The sequence below is a fragment of the Clostridium sp. Marseille-Q7071 genome (genome assembly GCF_965112025.1).
This window is the reverse complement of the sequence record NZ_CBCOPR010000001.1, coordinates 3864457-3882312: the sequence shown is the minus strand read 5'-3', so window position 1 is coordinate 3882312 and position 17856 is coordinate 3864457. Positions and strand designations below refer to the sequence as shown.

Sequence of the window (17856 nt, the reverse complement as noted above, 5' to 3'; positions counted from 1 at the left end):
TTCATAGATATTTCTAAGAAAAAACTTCATATTTTTAATATAAAAAATATCTTTTAGAGATTTTTTACACCTCTCATCAAAAAATATTGTCCACCTATCTTTTCAAGAATTATTAGTCCTAAATCCATATAATGCTTTATAGTATAAATACTTATATTATTAATATTTGAAAATGTACCTAATCTCATATTATCACCTTTAAAAAATTACTTTTAGTCACACTATAAAAGTTTAATTAATTTAATAACTATTTCTTTAAGTCTTAGTAATATTCTAATATAATTTTAAATTGATTACAATTTAATATGGAAAATTATGGCAGTAGGAGGTGTTATTATTTTTAGATAAGACTATAGATTTATATTTAAAATAGAATATAAATGTTTTTAAGAAATATAAATTAATTATGGTAAATAAGTTACTAAAATAAAAAAGTTAAGAAAGTAATAAATATAGTAATTGAGATAATGTTTAGTTTGTAGGATGTCCATAAGTATTTTAAAAATAAATTTAAAATTAGGAACTACATTCTAAATATTAAATTTTTTGTGGGTGTTTTGTGAGAAATTTGTGAGAGCTTTGAGAGAATATGGTTATAAGATATAAGTTTCAAAAAAGTAATTTGGTAATATAATTAAAAAATTCATGGTAAATATTTATATAATAACCATATATTGTTATAATCTACTGTGGTAGCTATTATTAATCATATAAAAGGAGTAATAAGATTTAATGAAAAAAATATTAAAAGTAATTATAGTCCTAGTAATGATAACAATTCAATTTTTTGTATTAGATCCAAGTTATTTTAGAAATAAAATCTTTTCTAGAAATGTACCTGTTGAAGAAAAAGGAAAGATAGATCTTTCACAATGGGATTTTGTAAAAAATGGGGCCATAAGATTAAATGGAGAATGGGAATATTATGATAATCAGATACTTATGCCAGAAGATTTTAGGGAAGGAAGTAATAAAAAACCTGAACTAACTGGATACGCTAAACTCTCATCAACTGGAAAAAGAAAAATAAATGGACAAAATATACCACCAAAAGGTACTGGCACTTATAGATTAACTATAAAAATTAATCCTTCTGATCAGATATTTGGGATGAAGATAGGTAATATTAGAATGAGCAATAGAGTATATATTAATGGGATACTTAAAGGTTCCAGTGGTAATCCAGCTGAAAAAGATAAGGGATATTACCCCGGAAATACCCCTTATAGTACCTATTTTAACATTAGCGGAGATAAAATTGAAGTAATTTTACAGACAGCTAACTTTGATTATCTCTATAGAGGAATATTACATAAAATACATTTTGGACTACAAAAAGATATCAATTTTATAACTATAGCAATATTATCTGCTGAGTTAACAGGAGCTATGCTAGTACTCTTATTTGGTATTTATCATTTAAGTATATATTTTATGAGAAATGAGGATAAAAGTTTTCTATACTCAGGTATATATTTCTTAATATTTTCGGTAACACTTCTTGTAAATGGAGAAAGGGCAATATTACAATTTTTCCCGAGTATACCTTTTAACTTAATTTGTAGGGTTCAGCAAACTGTAAATGCCTTAACTATAATACCATTAGCAGGGATTATAAAAGGTATAGATGAGAAAATATTACCTAATTCAATAGTCAAAATAGCTAATATTGTCAGTATCCCATATATAGTAATACCTTTAATAGCTCCATATTCAATATATTCACATTTAAATTTGAGTATGTCTATTTTAAACATAGTTTTTATAATAATGATAATTTTCAGGTTGATAATTATGTATTTAGAAAATTTCTATGGAGCTTTAGATAGAAAAGGAATACTTTTGCTGTCAAAATCTATAATCTGTCTAGGTATTTGTTTAGGAAATAATTATTTATATTTTTTTAATATAATACATTCAAATATAGTAGGGTCAATAGGGGTTTTCGGATTCATAATATTTACAGCTGATACATTGGCATATAATTTCGTTAAGACATATGAAACTATGGAAAAGATGTCAGAAGAGCTTATAAAAATGGACAAGACTAAAGATGAATTTGTTACTAAGACATCTTATGAATTAAAAGCTCCCTTGTACGGGATAATTAATATTGCTGAAACTATAATTAAGGAAAATAGTAATCATTTAAAAGAAAAAAATATTAAAGACATAATAATAATAAAAAACATAGCTTTAAGGCTATCTAATATTGTAGATGATATTTTAGATGTAACTTTATTAAAGAATGGTCAATTAAAGATTAATATATCCTTAGTAGACATTAAAGTTTGTACCAATATAGTAATAGAAGCCTTTAAATATATGATGCAAAATAAAAATATAGAAATTATTAATAACATAAAAGAATCAATAATGGTAAAAGCTGATGAAAATAGAGTAAGACAGATTTTATTTAATCTTATTAATAATTCTATTGCAAGTATGGATGAAGGCATTATAAAAATAGGTAGTAATAGGGTTAATAATATGATCTATATATCAGTGGAGGATACAGGGTGTGGAATACCTAGAGATAAACAGAAAAGAATATTTGAACCTTACGAGTTTTTAGATTCAGAAGGAGCTAGCTTAGGACTATATATAAGCCGTCAGTTAGTTGAATTGATGGAAGGGCAAATATATTTAGATTGGTCAGAGACCAATAAAGGAAGTAGGTTTGTATTTTCAATACCTTACTGGGAGGGAAAAAGTAATTTATGTAGAGTAGCTAATAGAGAGGAATTGAAATATTTCCATACACCAGCTTCAATAGATTATTCAGAAGCAGATAATGAAAAGGCATATGAGAGCACAATTTTAATAGTAGATGATGAAATATTTAATATTCAAACAGCTTTAAATATATTGGGGCGAGAAGGATATAATGTATTAGTTGCTTTATCGGGAGAAGAAGTCTTAGAAAAAATTCAAGATAATAAAGTTGATTTAATATTATTAGATATAATGATGCCAAGAATTTCTGGTATAGATGTATGCAGAAAAATTAGGGAGAAATACTCGGTTATTGAATTACCAATATTAATATCAACTTTAGGAAATACCAATTATGATTTATTTTTAGGTTTTGAAGCAGGTGCAAATGATTTTATAACTAAACCTTTTGAAGAAAAAGAAATAAGAGCAAGAGTAAGAACTTTAATTACACTAAAAAAATCTATGGAAGATGTATTAAAAAATGAGCTAGCTTTTTTGCAAGCACAAATAAAGCCACATTTTTTATATAACGTAATAAGTACTATAATTTATTTTTGTTATACAGATAGTAAAAAAGCAGCTGAACTTCTTACAGACTTCAGTAGATACCTAAGGCTTGCTTTTGATATAGATAATAAACTGATGATTATACCATTAAGTCGGGAGCTACAATTGGTGGATGCATATGTACAGATAGAAAAGGCTCGTTTTGGAGATAAAATTAAAATTGAATATGACATTGAAGAAGAGCTTATGGATGAGAAAATTCCATCGCTATCTATTCAACCATTGATAGAAAATGCAGTAAAGCATGGTATATGCAAAAAAAAGGAAGGTGGAACTATATATCTATCTGTTAAAAGAAGAAAAGAACTAATTTATATTGTAGTAAAAGATACAGGGGTGGGAATGTCAGCTGACAAAGTTGAAAGTTTAAAAAATATTGAAGATAAAAATAATGGGATAGGGTTTTCAAACATAGGTAGAAGAATTAGAAGATTGACTAAAGCAGATATAGATATTTACAGTATTGAAGGGGAAGGAACTACTGTAGCTATATCTATTAAAAATTTATAATTAAGGCATTTTAAAGAAAATAATAAATCATAGTGATGGATATTTAATGTTCACCTATATCATCAGATTTAATGTAGGTGAATTGTGTGTGGGAGCAGATTTTTTGTATAACAAAAATAGATGATATCTGTAGTCTATTATTTTCTTTCAGAGGCCTAATATAATATGGCTGTGGGGGATAGAAGTGATAAGAGCTGTGATTATAGAAGATGAAAGACCAATTTTAGAATTAATGAAAATAATTATTAATAAAAACAAACATTTAGATATAATAGGAGAATTTACTGATCCTAATGAAGCATTGGAGAGTATAGAGCAACTTTTACCAGATGTGATTTTTATAGATGTAGAAATGCCATGTATGAACGGAATAGAGTTAGCTAAAGAAGTAATGCGTATTGATGAAAATATACAAATAGTCTTTGTAAGTGCTTATGAAAAATATGCTTTAGGTGCTTTTCAAGTTAATGCAGTAAACTATATATTAAAACCTATTACGGAAGAAGAGTTAAATATAACGGTAAATAGACTATTAAAAAATTACAATGCAAGGAAAAGTTTATTAACGTCAAATAAAAAAAATAAAATATATTCTTTAGGACGTTTTAAAGTTTATGGAGATTTAGAGAAAGAAATTAAGTGGCCTACTATAAAGGTTCAAGAATTAGTTGCATATTTTATCTATAGTGAGGGAGAAGAAATAGATAAGTGGCATCTTTGTGATATACTTTGGACAGATTCACCACCTAAAAAAGCAGAACATAATCTACATAGTGCTATATATAGGTTAAAAACTGCTTTTAGAGATGGAGGTATAGAAGATATAGTAAGCTACGAAAAGGGAAAGTATAGAATAGACCTTAATGATTTCTATTGTGATGCTTGGGAGTTTGAAACTTTTATTAAAAATAATCCTTTAGTTAATGAAAAAAATATAGTTAATTATGAAAAAACCATAGATTTATATAAAGGAGTATTATTTGGAAGTGAGGACTATCTCTGGACTATAGAATTAAATGAGAAGTTTGATAGATATTATGTAAATGGTGTGAAGAATATAGCTAAATATTATATGAAAAATAAATCTTACAATAAAGCGGAAGAATATTTGAAAAAGGCAGTTAAAAAAGATCCTTTTGATGAAGAAGCTCATGAATTGATAATGCAAGTATATTCTCATGTGAGACAAAAAATTAGATTGGTTAGCTATTACAAGAATTTAAATAAATTATTAAAAGAGGAACTTGATATAGAGCCAAAAGAGTCAACTAAGAAACTTTATAAAACTTTATTAATGAATTTATAGCGGAGAATTAAAATTCTCCGCTTTTTTTGTGTGATAAATTTGTGAGGCTCAAATATTACCATAAAAATAATGAGTTGAAATTTAGCAATATGAAGCTTTGCTTCATATTAGGATGATTTAATTCATATTAATTACTGTTAATGTCTTAATTACTTTTAGAGAGGTTTAGGGAATTAAGGCATCAATGCATGATCTAATTTACAAGGAGGAGGAAGATGAAACAGAAAAAAATTTCTATAATTGCAATGGTGATTACCTTGTTTTTTCAACTTTCAATTATTGCACCTGCAATTGAGATCAAAGCAGCAGAAATTGCAAACACATTTCAATTTATTACAGGTATAAGCCTCACAGATGCAAAAGGAGAACCTATTGACAGCCAGTCTAATCCAATTAGTAAAAATTCAGAGATTAAATTGAATTATACTTTTGCAATTCCAAATGAAGTATCAGTAAAACAAGATGACACTTATAACATGCAGATACCAAAGGAAATACAGATATTAGATGAAACGTCTTTTTCACTTAATGAGGAAAACGGTGAATCTATAGGAACATGCACTATAGGTACTGATGGAAAAGTTAATATTGTTTTTAATGATTGCCAAGAAGAACACTCAGATATTTCAGGAGATTTTTATGTGCAAGCTCGTTTTAATGAGGAGCAAATAGGAGATAAAAATCCTGTACCAATTACTTTTCATCTTGGAGGACCTAACGATTCTGCTACTATAGAGGTGAATTTTGAGCAACCCGTAAATCCAGATATTCCTGTGGATAAAGAAGGAACTGATAATTCACCTATTATACCTGAAACTAATATTAAAGAAGAAGAAACTGCAAAGGCATTTCAGTTTATTACTGGTATAAGTCTTACAGATGAAAAGGGAGAGCCAATCGATAAAGATTCTAAGCCAATTAACAAAAATTCAGTAGTTAAATTAAATTATACTTTTGCAATACCAAATGAAGTACAAGTAAAAAAAGGTGACATCTATACCATGGAGATACCAAAGGAAATAGAGATATTATATGAAATGTCTTTTCCGGTGAATGATGAAAATGGTGAATCTCTTGGTACATGTACTATAGGTACTGATAAAAAAGTTACTATTGTTTTTACGGATTATGCAGAGCGTCATTCAAATGTATCAGGATATTTTTATGTAGAAACTCATTTCGATGAGAAAGAAATAGGAGAAGGAAATCCTGTAACAGTTACTTTTGACCTTGGAGGAACTGGTGATCCTGTCACTATAGAGGTGAATTTTGAACAACCTGAAACTCCAGAGGCTTCTATTTATAAAGAAGGATACTATGATGCATCTAAGAATGAAATCACATGGAAAGTGATAGTTAACCCAGAAAATGTGAAAATTAATAATGCACAGATTATTGATGATATACAAGAAGGTCAAGAATTTGTAGCAAATTCTGTTAAAGTTAACGGTAGGGATGCATATAGTGCAAATTATAGCTATGATACAGGAAGCAGAAGATTAGTATACAATTTCCCTGATGTTATTAATACTGAGCAGATAATAACATTTAAAACTAAGGTTATAGATCCAAAGGCCTTTGAATCTGAAGGAAACAGAACCTACCAATATAATAAAGCAACTTTGAATCATGATGGAGTTAGTATAGAGTCAAATGAAGCTTCAGTGGAAATTTATACAGATTATATAAGAAAAAATGGAAACTATGATGCAACAACAAAAAAGATAAATTGGATTATTTATGTGAATAATAATGCTCAATATATTCCAAACGCAGTGGTTACAGATGATATACCTGAAGGGCTTACATTAACCAAAGGATCTGTAAAGTTAGACGGAGTTGAAATCACTAATTATACAATGGAAGGTCAAAAATTCACATATAGTTTTCCGTCTGCAATTAATGAACCACATCAAATCACATTTTCAACAGATGTAACTGACCCAGGAGCATATAATTCTAACAACTCAAAACAATATAAAAATACAGTTACTTTGACAGGGACTGGAGTTCCAAGTAATGCTTCAGATAGTAAAGGAGTGGGTGTTCCAAGTAGTGTTATAAGAAAAGACGGACTAGGATATAATGCGGCTACAGGAGAAATTACTTGGAGAGTTATTGTAAATAGCAATAAGACCACAATTGATAATGCAATAGTTAAAGATGAGATCAGATTAGGTCAGGAATATGTGGAAGGGTCAGCAAAAATTGATAATGGAGCAGATGCAAATGGCTTCAACTATATAAAAGCAGATCAAAATGATAAAGAAAAGACTGGAACTCTCACATATAAGTTTAATAAACAAATTAATGATACCTATACAATTACTTTTAGAACAAGAGTAACTGATCCTAAAGTATTTGCAGGAAATACAAATAAGGACTATTACAATGTTGCTATATTGACTGGTGATAATATACCACCTTCAAATCATCAAGGAACTCAAAGGGTTCAAAGTCAAGTAATTAATAAAGCAAGTGCAGAGTTTGATTATACAACTAGAGAAATAACTTGGAGAGTTGTAGTTAATAAGAACAATATGATTCTTTCCAACGCTCATGTTATAGATGTCATAAGTGAGGGACAAGAATTTATTGATGATTCTGTTATGATAAATGGAACTAATGCTGATAAGGCAAACTATAGTTATGATAAAAAGACTAATACATTAAGATACAATTTTCCTCCTAAGATTGATTCACAGCAGATAATTACTTTTAAGACAAAAATTAAAGATCTTTCAGATTTTGCAACTAATGGTGAAAAGCAGTACCAAAATACTGCAACTTTGATCGATGATTTAGTACCAGGAGGTGTAGAAAGTACTGGAACTGCAAAGATTAAAAACACCATAATTGGAAAAAGTGCAAATTATACATTAGGAAAGTCTTACATTGATTGGGAAGTAATCATCAATTCAAATAAGATTCTAATGAAGGACGTTTCTATAATAGATATACTTCAAGAAGGATTAGAATTAGATACTACCTCAGTAAAACTATATAAACAAATTTTGAAACCAGATGGAACTCTTATAAAAGGTGATGAAGTTGCACTGAGTGAAAATAGTGTAAAGTATGATTTTGCAACAAGAGAATTTATCTTTACATTACCTAATTTAACTAGTGAAGCATATTTATTAACTTTCAGAACGGATGTTACAGATAAATCAAAATCACCATTTACAAATTCTGTTTCTCTTTCAGGAACAGGCATAACTCAATCTTCAACTTCATTAGGAGTAGTTGTTTCATTCCAAGGATCCGGTGGTGGTGGTACTGGAACAACTGGAAGTATTAAGGTTATAAAGGTAGATGGCAAAGATTCAACGAAAAAACTTCAAGGTGCAGTTTTTGAATTACTTGATTTATATCAGAATGTCATAAGGACTTCAGCGATAACAGGAGAAAATGGTGAAATTATATTTGATAAGCTTAAATTTGATATTGACTACTATGTGAGGGAAAAAACTCCTCCAACAGGATATAAGTTAAGTAATGAATTATATAAATTCCAACTTAAAAATAGTAATGACAAAAAGGAAATAACCTATAATTATAAGAATGATAAGATTACTGGCATAATAGAATTCTACAAGATAGGGGAAGAAAAAAATCCACTTAAAGGTGCAGAATTCAAGCTCTATAAGGATACTGATAAGAATTTTGAAAATCCTTTAGATATGGCAACCAGTGATGAAAATGGATATGTTCAATTTAAAAATATAGAGTATGGAAGCTACAATATAAAGGAAACAAAAGCACCTACTGGTTATAGTCTTTCTACTGAAATTATAACTGCAACTATTGATAAAGATGGATCTACAATACAGGGAAATCCATATGAAATTTCTAATAGAAAAATTAGAGGAAGTATAGAGTTTTATAAAGTAGGAGAATCTGGAGCTCCACTTAAAGGTGCAGAATTCAAACTTTATAATAGTACGGATAAAAAGTTTGAAAATCCTTTAGACACTGTGGTTAGTGATGAAAAAGGGCATGTTCAATTTAAGAATGTAGAATATGGAGATTATAATATAAAAGAAACAAAAGCACCTTCTGGATATAGTACTTCAACTAAAGTTATTACTGCAACTATTCATGAAGATGGAGTTATAGTTCATGCAGAGCCATATAAATTCTCCAATACAAAGATTCCAAACAATCCAGGAAATGTTGATGACCCGATAACAAAGGATGATACAAAAATTATAGGAACAATAGAATTTTATAAAGCAGGAGAGCATGGAAATATGCTTAAAGGTGCAGAATTTAAGCTTTATAAGGATAGTGATAGAGACTTTAAAACTCCTTTAGATACTGCAACCAGTGATGAAAGCGGACGTGTTCAATTTAGGGGTATAGAGTATGGTGATTATAAGATAAGAGAAACAAAGGCACCTGCTGGATATAGCCTTTCTACTCAAGTTATTACTGCAACTATCAATAAAGATGGAGTCACAGTACAGGCATCTCCATATACAGTTCTAAATACAAAGATTAAAGGAATAATAGGGCTTTATAAAGTTGGAGAAGATGGAAGTGCGATTGAGGGGGCAGAGTTTAAACTTTATAAGGATACTGATAGAGAGTTTAAAAATCCTTTAGATACTGCAACTAGTGATGTAAAAGGACGTGTTCAATTTAATAATGTAGACTATGGAAGTTATACAATAAAGGAAATAAAAGCACCAAAAGGATACATTATTTCAGATAAGGAAATTTTTGTTGATATAGCTGAGTATGGAAAAACTTATGAATTAGGAAACATTAAAAATGATAGGATCAAAGCAGTTATTAAGATTAAAAAGTTGGATCAGCAAGGAAGAGCACTTCAGGGAGCAGAGTTCACACTATATGATTCTAAAGGCAAGGCAGTAAAGACTTCCATATCAGGAGCAGATGGAGTTGTATTATTTAAAGATGTTATATATGGAAACTATAAAGTTAGGGAGACAAAGGCTCCTAAAGAATATATAGCATCACAGGATAAAATAGAAGTATTTGTTGATAAGAATGGTGCAACCTATGCTTATGAGTTTAAAAATAGTAAGATCAGAGGAACAATTGAAATTAAAAAGACTGACATAAATAGCGATGCATTGCAAGGAGCAGAGTTCACATTATATGACAAGGCAGGAAAAGAGGTAGCTGTAACAGTAAGTGATAAGAACGGAATTGCAATGTTTAAGAATGTCAGCTATGGAGTTTATACCATCAAGGAAACAAAGGCACCTAAGGGTTATAACTTAAATGATGAGATTTTAAAGATTTCAGTTAGTTCTTCAAAAATACAGAGATTTGTTGTACAGAATGAACATGAAGCTGTTTTTATAGAAGGTACTTCAAATTTTCCTCAAACTGGAGGACTTCCTCAAACCGGAGGTAGAATAAGCAATAGAATTTTAATGTTGATAGGAAGTATATCAATTCTTATGGGAATTGGATTTATATTTAAAAGAAAAGAAAATTAGACAAAGATAGCTAATATTAATTTTAATAAAGTATGTTTTAAAGTTACATTACTTTATAAATAATCAAAAATATAATGAACCAAACACTAAATCCTATAGAAACTAATTATAGTTTAAACAAATAATCAGAAAGGATGTGTTTGGTTCTATTACTGAATATCAACAATAAATTAATAATTAATACATTAAGTAATTATTTTTATTCATATGAAAATATGAATATGTATTAATGTTATATGATTGTATTAAGAAGGAGATACCAATGAAAATTACAGAATGGATGAAGAAAATATTTAATTCTTTAAGTGAAGGAATATTAATTATAGATAAAGATGAAAATATATTATTTTTTAATAAAGCTTATGTAAGATTGTTAGGTGAAAATCTTGATGATATTAAAAGATTACATATAAAGAATATTTGCCCAGAGTCGGTAATACAAGATGTAATAGAAACAAGAGTACCTAAAATAGGAGTTTTATGCGAAGAAAGCGATGAGGAGTACTTCTGTAACATATTTCCTATTAATGCAGGTAAAGAAGCATTTGAAGGTATATTTATAGTTACATTTTTAAGTGATGATATTTATTTGAACAAAAGGGTTAAAAAGCTAGAGAGAGAGAATAAGTATTTAATGGAGAAGATTCATTGTACAAATGGAACTAAATATACTTTTGAAAATATTATTGCTGTAAATGATGCTTCAATGCTTACTAAAAATATAGCACAAAAAATTGCACATTCAGATGTTCCTGTGCTTATTGAAGGTGAGTGTGGAAGTGGTAAGGAAGTATATGCTCAATCCATACATAATGAGAGTGAAAGAAGTAAGTATCCTTTTGTAGTTGTAAATTGCTCAACTTTGACACCTACAATGTTAGAAGGTGAATTATTTGGATATGAAGATGGAGTTTTTACTGAGGGTAAAAAGGGTAGAAAAATTGGCTTGCTTGAAAGTGCAAATCAAGGGACTATATTTCTAGATAACATATATGAAATGGACTATTCGTTACAAACAAAATTATTACGGGTATTACAAGAAGGTAGTATTAGGAAAGTTGGAGGAATTAAGGAAATTGATATAGATGTTAGAATAATTTGTGCTTGTAATGTAGATTTAATGAAATATACTGAAGAAGGAAAATTTAGAAAAGATTTATATTATAGAATTGCAGCTTTTCCTATTCATATAGCACCTTTGAGAGAAAGACGAGAGGATATACCATATTTATTAGAATTTTATTTACAAAAATTAAGTAATAGACTTAAAAGAAAAATATCTTTAACGGATAAGGTGAAAGCTTTACTTTATAATTATGATTGGCCTGGTAATGCAAGAGAAATGAAAAATATTCTTGAATTTACATCTGTAATTGCTAAAGATGGAGTTATAAGAGAAGAGAATTTACCAAAGGCTATTATTGAAAACTCAGAGGAAATAGAGCTAAGAATTTGTAATCTTCCTGATAAAATTAAAAAAATTGAAAGAGAAGAAATTAGTAAGGCAATTGAGTATTTTGGTGATACTGTTGATGGTAAAAAAGAAGCAGCAAAGTGCTTAGGAATATCTTTATCAACTCTTTATTATAAGCTTAGCTAAAAATTATTTGCATTTCTTAACCTTAAAAAAATATAAGTAACATCGATTTAATCAGGTTTTTTAATGAGTAAATTATAATAAAAAGGTTATTATTCTCCAATTTAGGAATAATAACCTTTTTATTTATTAGACATTTTAAAGACTCTTCCATAATCTATAAAAAGTAAAATGATTTAAAATTATTATTGACATTAACGCTACGTAAAGGTGTAAAGTAATGTTGTAAGGAGGTGAAGGTATGGAATATACAGTGCAAAAATTAGGTAGATTAGCAGGTATTAGTACTAGAACACTTAGGTATTATGATGAAATAGGAATTCTTAAGCCGGCAAGAATTAATTCATCAGGATATAGAATTTATGGTAAAGAAGAAGTTGATAGATTACAACAAATACTGTTCTATAGAGAATTAGGTGTAAGTTTAGACAGTATAAAGAATATAATCACTTCACCTTCCTTTGATGGAGTAGAGGCACTTAGAGAACATCGGAAAAAACTCCTAGAAAAAAGAAAACAATTAGATCTGTTAATAGCCAATGTGGATAAAACCATAAATTTAACAGAAGGGGGGATTAAAATGAGTGATCAAGAAAAATTTGAAGGGTTTAAGCAAAAAATGATTGATGATAATGAAAAAAAGTATGGTAAAGAAATTCGAAAAAAATATGGAAATGACGTAATCGATAAATCCAATAAAATGATCAAAGGTATGACTGAGGAACAATATAAGCAGTTCGAAGAACTAGGTGAAACTGTAATTGATACACTGAAAGCAGCCCTTGCAACTGGCGATCCAGCAGGTGAGCTTGCACAAAAAGCAGCGGATTTGCATCGTAAATGGCTAAATTATTCTTGGGATCATTATACTAAAGAGGCACATGCAGGCCTTGCGCAAATGTATGTTGATGATGAAAGATTCAGGTTATATTACGATAAAGATTATCCAGGAACAGCAGCATTTTTACGAGATGCAATTCTTATTTATACAGGTATGAAAGAATAATATTTGCAATATAAAAGAAAAAGCGATTGGTTAAAACCAGTCGCTTTTTTACGATAAAAGTTATAAAAGAATTTTATAGTAATGGTTGCGACGCTGAAAATTTTCAAGAAGATGTGTTTTTAGTTTCATATAAAAAATGTACTAGGATAAAAAAGTAGAGTTATCAATAGAATTAAAAGTAGCTAAAAGGAAATAATAAAAAAGAAAAAATATTTGGGGAGGATAGTTATATGGAAAAGTTTAAAGATGCCATTGAGAGAATAAAAATACTTCAATGTCCAACAGGTGATGTAGAAAATAGGGTTGCAGGAATACTTGAGGATTATGGAGTGGCAAATAAAAAAGAAATAACTGTAAATAGAAATGAAGAGTTAGATAATATTGGTGCAGAAGCCTATAGTGTACAAATTGGTGGAAATAAAGAATCTATTGTGGTTTTAGCAAGATCAGGAATGGATGATTATGTAGCTGAGGTTGTAGATGTTTATATGAATTAATTTATAAAAATGTTTAAAGGTAGTGTAGCATAGGTATCTTCATTTCTTTTTAATAAATAAGCAATAAGACTTATTAAAATTAAGGTAAATAAAAGATTAAAGATACAGCAATAATTGAATAAAAATCAAATTATTTAGTAGAGTTGACTAAAATGTATAATGTTTTTGATATTGAAGAAATATAAAATATGAAAAAATGAGGTTCTATATAAGATTATATTTCTAAAAATTAAGATGTTATTTTAGGAGAGGAGGTATTATTGTGGAAAAAGATAAAGTTAAAGATAGTTTTATGGAAGTACCTATTGAAAAACATGAAACAGCTGCTTGGGCTAATATTCATAAAACTAAACCAGTTTCTAGAGTTACTGTACCTAGCGAAAGAAGTGTAAAAAATGCTAAAGAATATGTAGATGGAAATGAGAAGTAAATAAAATAGTTACTTTAAATTAAAAATTAAGTTATAACGAAGTAATAAAAAAGTCTAACTTTGGTCGCAGTACACAAGGTTAGACTTTTTTAAAATTCTAAGTTTTTAATATTGCATTTCTGCTAATCTTCTATAGATATCATATCTCTCACGAGCATGAGCTTCTGATAGTTTAAACATTTCTTCAGCACTATCAGGGAAAGTTTTCATTAAAGATGAGTAACGTATTTCTCCATTGATAAAGTCTCTATAGGATTCTTTAGGTTCTTTAGAATCTAATATAAATGGATTTTTACCTTCATTTTTTAGTAAAGGATTATATCTGTATAGATGCCAATATCCTGATTCTACTGCTTTCCTTTCTTGTGCTATACTAGTTCCCATTCCAGTTTTAATTCCATGGCTTATACAAGGCGCATAAGCGATAATTAATGATGGACCCTTATAAGCTTCAGCTTCTGTAATAGCCTTAATAGTATGATTCATATTGGCACCCATAGATATTTGAGTTACATAAACATCTCCATAGCTCATAGCCATTAATCCAAGGTCTTTCTTTCTTAACTTCTTACCTGCTGCAGCAAATTTAGCCACTGCGCTAGTAGGAGTTGCTTTTGAGGACTGTCCTCCAGTGTTTGAATATATTTCTGTATCCATTACAAATATATTTACGTCACCGCCTAAAGACAATACATGATCTAATCCACCATATCCTATATCATATGCCCAGCCATCTCCACCAATTAACCAGTGAGATTTCTTAATTAGGTAGTCTTTTTTATTCATTATTTCTTTTAACACATTAATTTCTTTAAAGTTTTCCTTATTTATAGCTTCTAATATTTTTGTGGTAGCTGCTTTTGAAATATCAGCATCATCAATTCCCTCTAACCATTCCTTAAAAGCTTCCTTCAGTTCAGTGTTAATTTCCATTGTTAATGCTTCTTTCATTAAGTCAGCCAATTTTTCTCTCATTTGTTTAACAGCTAGGAACATCCCATATCCATATTCAGCATTGTCTTCAAATAATGAATTACCCCAAGACGGTCCTTTGCCAAGAGCGTTTGTAGTATAAGCCATAGATGGTGCACTAGCTCCCCAAATAGAAGAACAACCTGTAGCATTAGCAATCATCATTCTATCTCCGTAAAGCTGAGTTAATAGTTTTATGTAAGGTGTTTCACCACAGCCAGGGCAAGCACCATGGAATTCTAATAATGGTTTTGCAAATTGACTTCCTTTTAATGTGTGTAAGCTCATTAAACCCTCTTTAGTAGTAATATTATTAATAGCAAATTCAAAATTTTCACTTTGCTCTTTAATTTGTTCTTCTGCAGGTTTCATTATTAAAGCTTTACCTGGAGCAGGGCATATATCTGCACAGTTACTACAGCCAGTACAATCAAGTGGGCTTATTTGAATACGATAGTGTAAATCTTCAAAGCCTTTACCTAGTGGTTTTTTAGTTACAAAGGTATCTGGTGCTTTTTCTTTTTCTTCATCATTTAGTAAACAAGCTCTTATTACAGCATGAGGACAAACGTAAGAGCATTGATTACATTGAATACATTTATCAATTTGCCATTCAGGAATCATAACAGCAATACCACGTTTTTCATAAGCTGTTACACCTGGAGGATAAGATCCATCTTCCATACCATTAAAGGCACTGACAGGAAGTTCATCACCTTCATGCCTTGCCATAGGTCTTTCAATCTTTTCAATAAATTCAGGTACTTCTTTTTTAGCTATATTTATATCCTCTGAGTTTGCCCAATTTGTAGGAACATTGACTTTATGAATTGCTGTTACACCATTATTAATAGCTGCTTTATTTGCTTCTACTATATCTTGACCTTTTTTACCATAAACACTTTCAACAGACTCTTTTAAATATTCTAGTGCTTGTTCTATAGGTATAATATTAGCCAATTTAAAGAATGCAGATTGCATTATCATATTAATTCTAGAGCCTAATCCTAATTCTTGCGCTATAGAGATAGCATCGACTATATAGAATTGGATGTTGTTTTCTGCAATATATTTTTTTACTGAAGCAGGAAGTTCATCATCTAATTCAGTTTCATTCCAAGGACAGTTTAATACAAAAGTTCCATTTTTCTTTAAACCTTTTAATACATCTATGTTGTATAAGAAGGACTTATTATGACAAGCCACATAGTCTGCCTCATAGACTAGGTATGGAGATTTTATTGGTTTACTACCGAATCTTAAGTGAGATACAGTACTTCCACCAGATTTCTTGCTATCATAAGAGAAGTAAGCTTGTGAATAGAGATCTGTATTATCACCAATAATTTTAATTGCAGTCTTATTAGCACCAACTGTTCCATCAGATCCTAAACCATAAAATTTACATCTTATAGTTCCTTCTGGAGTAGTTTCAATTATATCTTCTTCAGGTAAAGAAGTATTAGTAACATCATCTACAATTCCTATAGTAAATCTATCTTTTGGCTCAGCATTTTTAAGATTATTAAATACAGCAAAGATCTGTGATGGTCTGGTGTCCTTGGAAGCTAAACCATATCTTCCACCAACTATAATAGGTTTGTTTGGATGATTATAAAATACTTTTAATACATCTAAATATAATGGCTCACCTACAGAGCCAGGTTCTTTAGTACGATCTAGCACAGCAATTTTTTTAACTGATTTAGGAAGAACTTTAAAGAAATAATCAGGAGAAAATGGTCTATATAGATGTACTTTAAGAACACCTACTTTCTCACCTTTTTTCATTAAATAATCTATAGTTTCTTCTGCAGTATCGCAAACGGAACCCATTGAAATAATTATATGCTCTGCATTAGGGTCTCCATAGTAATTGAAAGGGTGATATATTCTTCCAGTAATTTTTTCAATTTCCCTCATATAGTTCTCCACTATATCAGGTGTTGCATCATAAAATTTATTTGCAGCTTCTCTTTGTTGAAAGTAGATATCAGGATTTTGAGCTGTTCCTTTAATGGAAGGATGCTCAGGATTTAAAGAACTATCTCTAAAACTTTGTATTGCATCATAGTCTACAATTTTTGCAATATCATCATAATCTATAACTTCAATCTTTTGATATTCATGAGATGTTCTAAAGCCATCAAAGAAGTGTAAGAAAGGTATTCTTGCTTTAATAGCAGATAAATGAGCAACATTGGCTAAATCCATAACCTCTTGAACATTTGATGAAGCTAGAAGAGCAAATCCTGTTTGTCTTGTAGCCATAACATCTTGATGATCTCCAAAAATTGATAGAGCATGAGTAGCAATTGCACGAGCACTTACATGAAATACTCCAGGTAATAATTCTCCTGCAATTTTATACATATTAGGGACCATTAAAAGTAATCCTTGAGAAGCAGTATATGTAGTTGTCAGTGCACCAGCCACTAAAGAGCCGTGAACAGCACCAGCAGCACCAGCTTCTGATTGCATTTCAACAATCTTAACTGGTTGCCCAAAGATATTTTTCTTACCATGAGCAGACCACTCATCTACTCCTTCAGCCATGGGTGTAGAAGGTGTTATTGGATAAATAGCTGCAACTTCAGTAAAAGCATAAGAAGCTTCAGCAGCAGCTTGATTTCCATCCATGGTTTTCATTTGCTTTGACATATTGAATTCCTCCTTATTATAACTTAAATAACTCACATTCTTTACTAGTATTTACTAGGGATTAACATTGAATTCATAAATAACACAAATTAATTAATGTTATCTCCATAAAGTGATT

8 protein-coding genes are annotated in these 17856 nt (G+C 29.6%); 7 read left to right on the top strand and 1 reads right to left on the bottom strand.

From position 1 onward, the window contains the following. Window positions 1–732: 732 nt before the first annotated feature. The 7 genes from ACWPW7_RS18465 (at window position 733) to ACWPW7_RS18435 (ending at window position 14105) form a co-directional block, all read left to right on the top strand. Window positions 733–3795 (top strand): ATP-binding protein, encoded by a 3063-nt coding sequence (locus ACWPW7_RS18465; RefSeq protein ID WP_454054696.1) that lies wholly within the window; start codon window positions 733–735, stop codon window positions 3793–3795. Between the two features lie 184 nt (window positions 3796–3979). Further along, window positions 3980–5101, top strand: a complete 1122-nt coding sequence (locus ACWPW7_RS18460; protein ID WP_454054695.1) for a response regulator — start codon at window positions 3980–3982, stop codon at window positions 5099–5101. A 215-nt stretch (window positions 5102–5316) separates the two neighbouring features. Further along, window positions 5317–10575: a SpaA isopeptide-forming pilin-related protein gene (locus ACWPW7_RS18455; protein WP_454054694.1), complete on the top strand. Its 5259-nt coding sequence runs from the start codon at window positions 5317–5319 to the stop codon at window positions 10573–10575. Window positions 10576–10837: 262 nt separating this feature from the next. Next, entirely contained in the window at window positions 10838–12175 is a 1338-nt protein-coding gene (locus ACWPW7_RS18450; protein WP_454054693.1) for a sigma-54 interaction domain-containing protein, read from the top strand. A gap of 238 nt (window positions 12176–12413) precedes the next feature. Beyond that, window positions 12414–13178: a MerR family transcriptional regulator gene (locus ACWPW7_RS18445; protein WP_454054692.1), complete on the top strand. Its 765-nt coding sequence runs from the start codon at window positions 12414–12416 to the stop codon at window positions 13176–13178. 230 nt (window positions 13179–13408) lie between these two features. Continuing rightward, window positions 13409–13675, top strand: coding sequence for a hypothetical protein (locus ACWPW7_RS18440; RefSeq protein ID WP_454054691.1), 267 nt, complete (start codon window positions 13409–13411; stop codon window positions 13673–13675). A 292-nt stretch (window positions 13676–13967) separates the two neighbouring features. Further along, complete coding sequence (locus tag ACWPW7_RS18435; RefSeq protein ID WP_454055537.1) at window positions 13968–14105, top strand: CDIF630_02480 family spore surface protein; 138 nt, start codon at window positions 13968–13970, stop codon at window positions 14103–14105. Window positions 14106–14210: 105 nt separating this feature from the next. Here ACWPW7_RS18435 and nifJ read toward each other — a convergent pair whose 3' ends face one another. Next, a complete protein-coding gene (gene nifJ, locus ACWPW7_RS18430) occupies window positions 14211–17738 on the bottom strand; it encodes a pyruvate:ferredoxin (flavodoxin) oxidoreductase (RefSeq protein WP_454054690.1) in 3528 nt (1175 codons plus the stop codon). Window positions 17739–17856: the final 118 nt, after the last annotated feature.

What these genes read in the sequence shown, in the direction of transcription:
- ACWPW7_RS18435 (WP_454055537.1), top strand. Translation starts at nt 13,968, where the DNA reads ATGGAAGTACCTATTGAAAAACATGAAACAGCTGCTTGGGCTAATATT.
- nifJ (WP_454054690.1), bottom strand. Translation starts at nt 17,738, where the DNA reads ATGTCAAAGCAAATGAAAACCATGGATGGAAATCAAGCTGCTGCTGAA.
- ACWPW7_RS18455 (WP_454054694.1), top strand. Translation starts at nt 5,317, where the DNA reads ATGAAACAGAAAAAAATTTCTATAATTGCAATGGTGATTACCTTGTTT.
- ACWPW7_RS18450 (WP_454054693.1), top strand. Translation starts at nt 10,838, where the DNA reads ATGAAAATTACAGAATGGATGAAGAAAATATTTAATTCTTTAAGTGAA.
- ACWPW7_RS18465 (WP_454054696.1), top strand. Translation starts at nt 733, where the DNA reads ATGAAAAAAATATTAAAAGTAATTATAGTCCTAGTAATGATAACAATT.
- ACWPW7_RS18440 (WP_454054691.1), top strand. Translation starts at nt 13,409, where the DNA reads ATGGAAAAGTTTAAAGATGCCATTGAGAGAATAAAAATACTTCAATGT.
- ACWPW7_RS18445 (WP_454054692.1), top strand. Translation starts at nt 12,414, where the DNA reads ATGGAATATACAGTGCAAAAATTAGGTAGATTAGCAGGTATTAGTACT.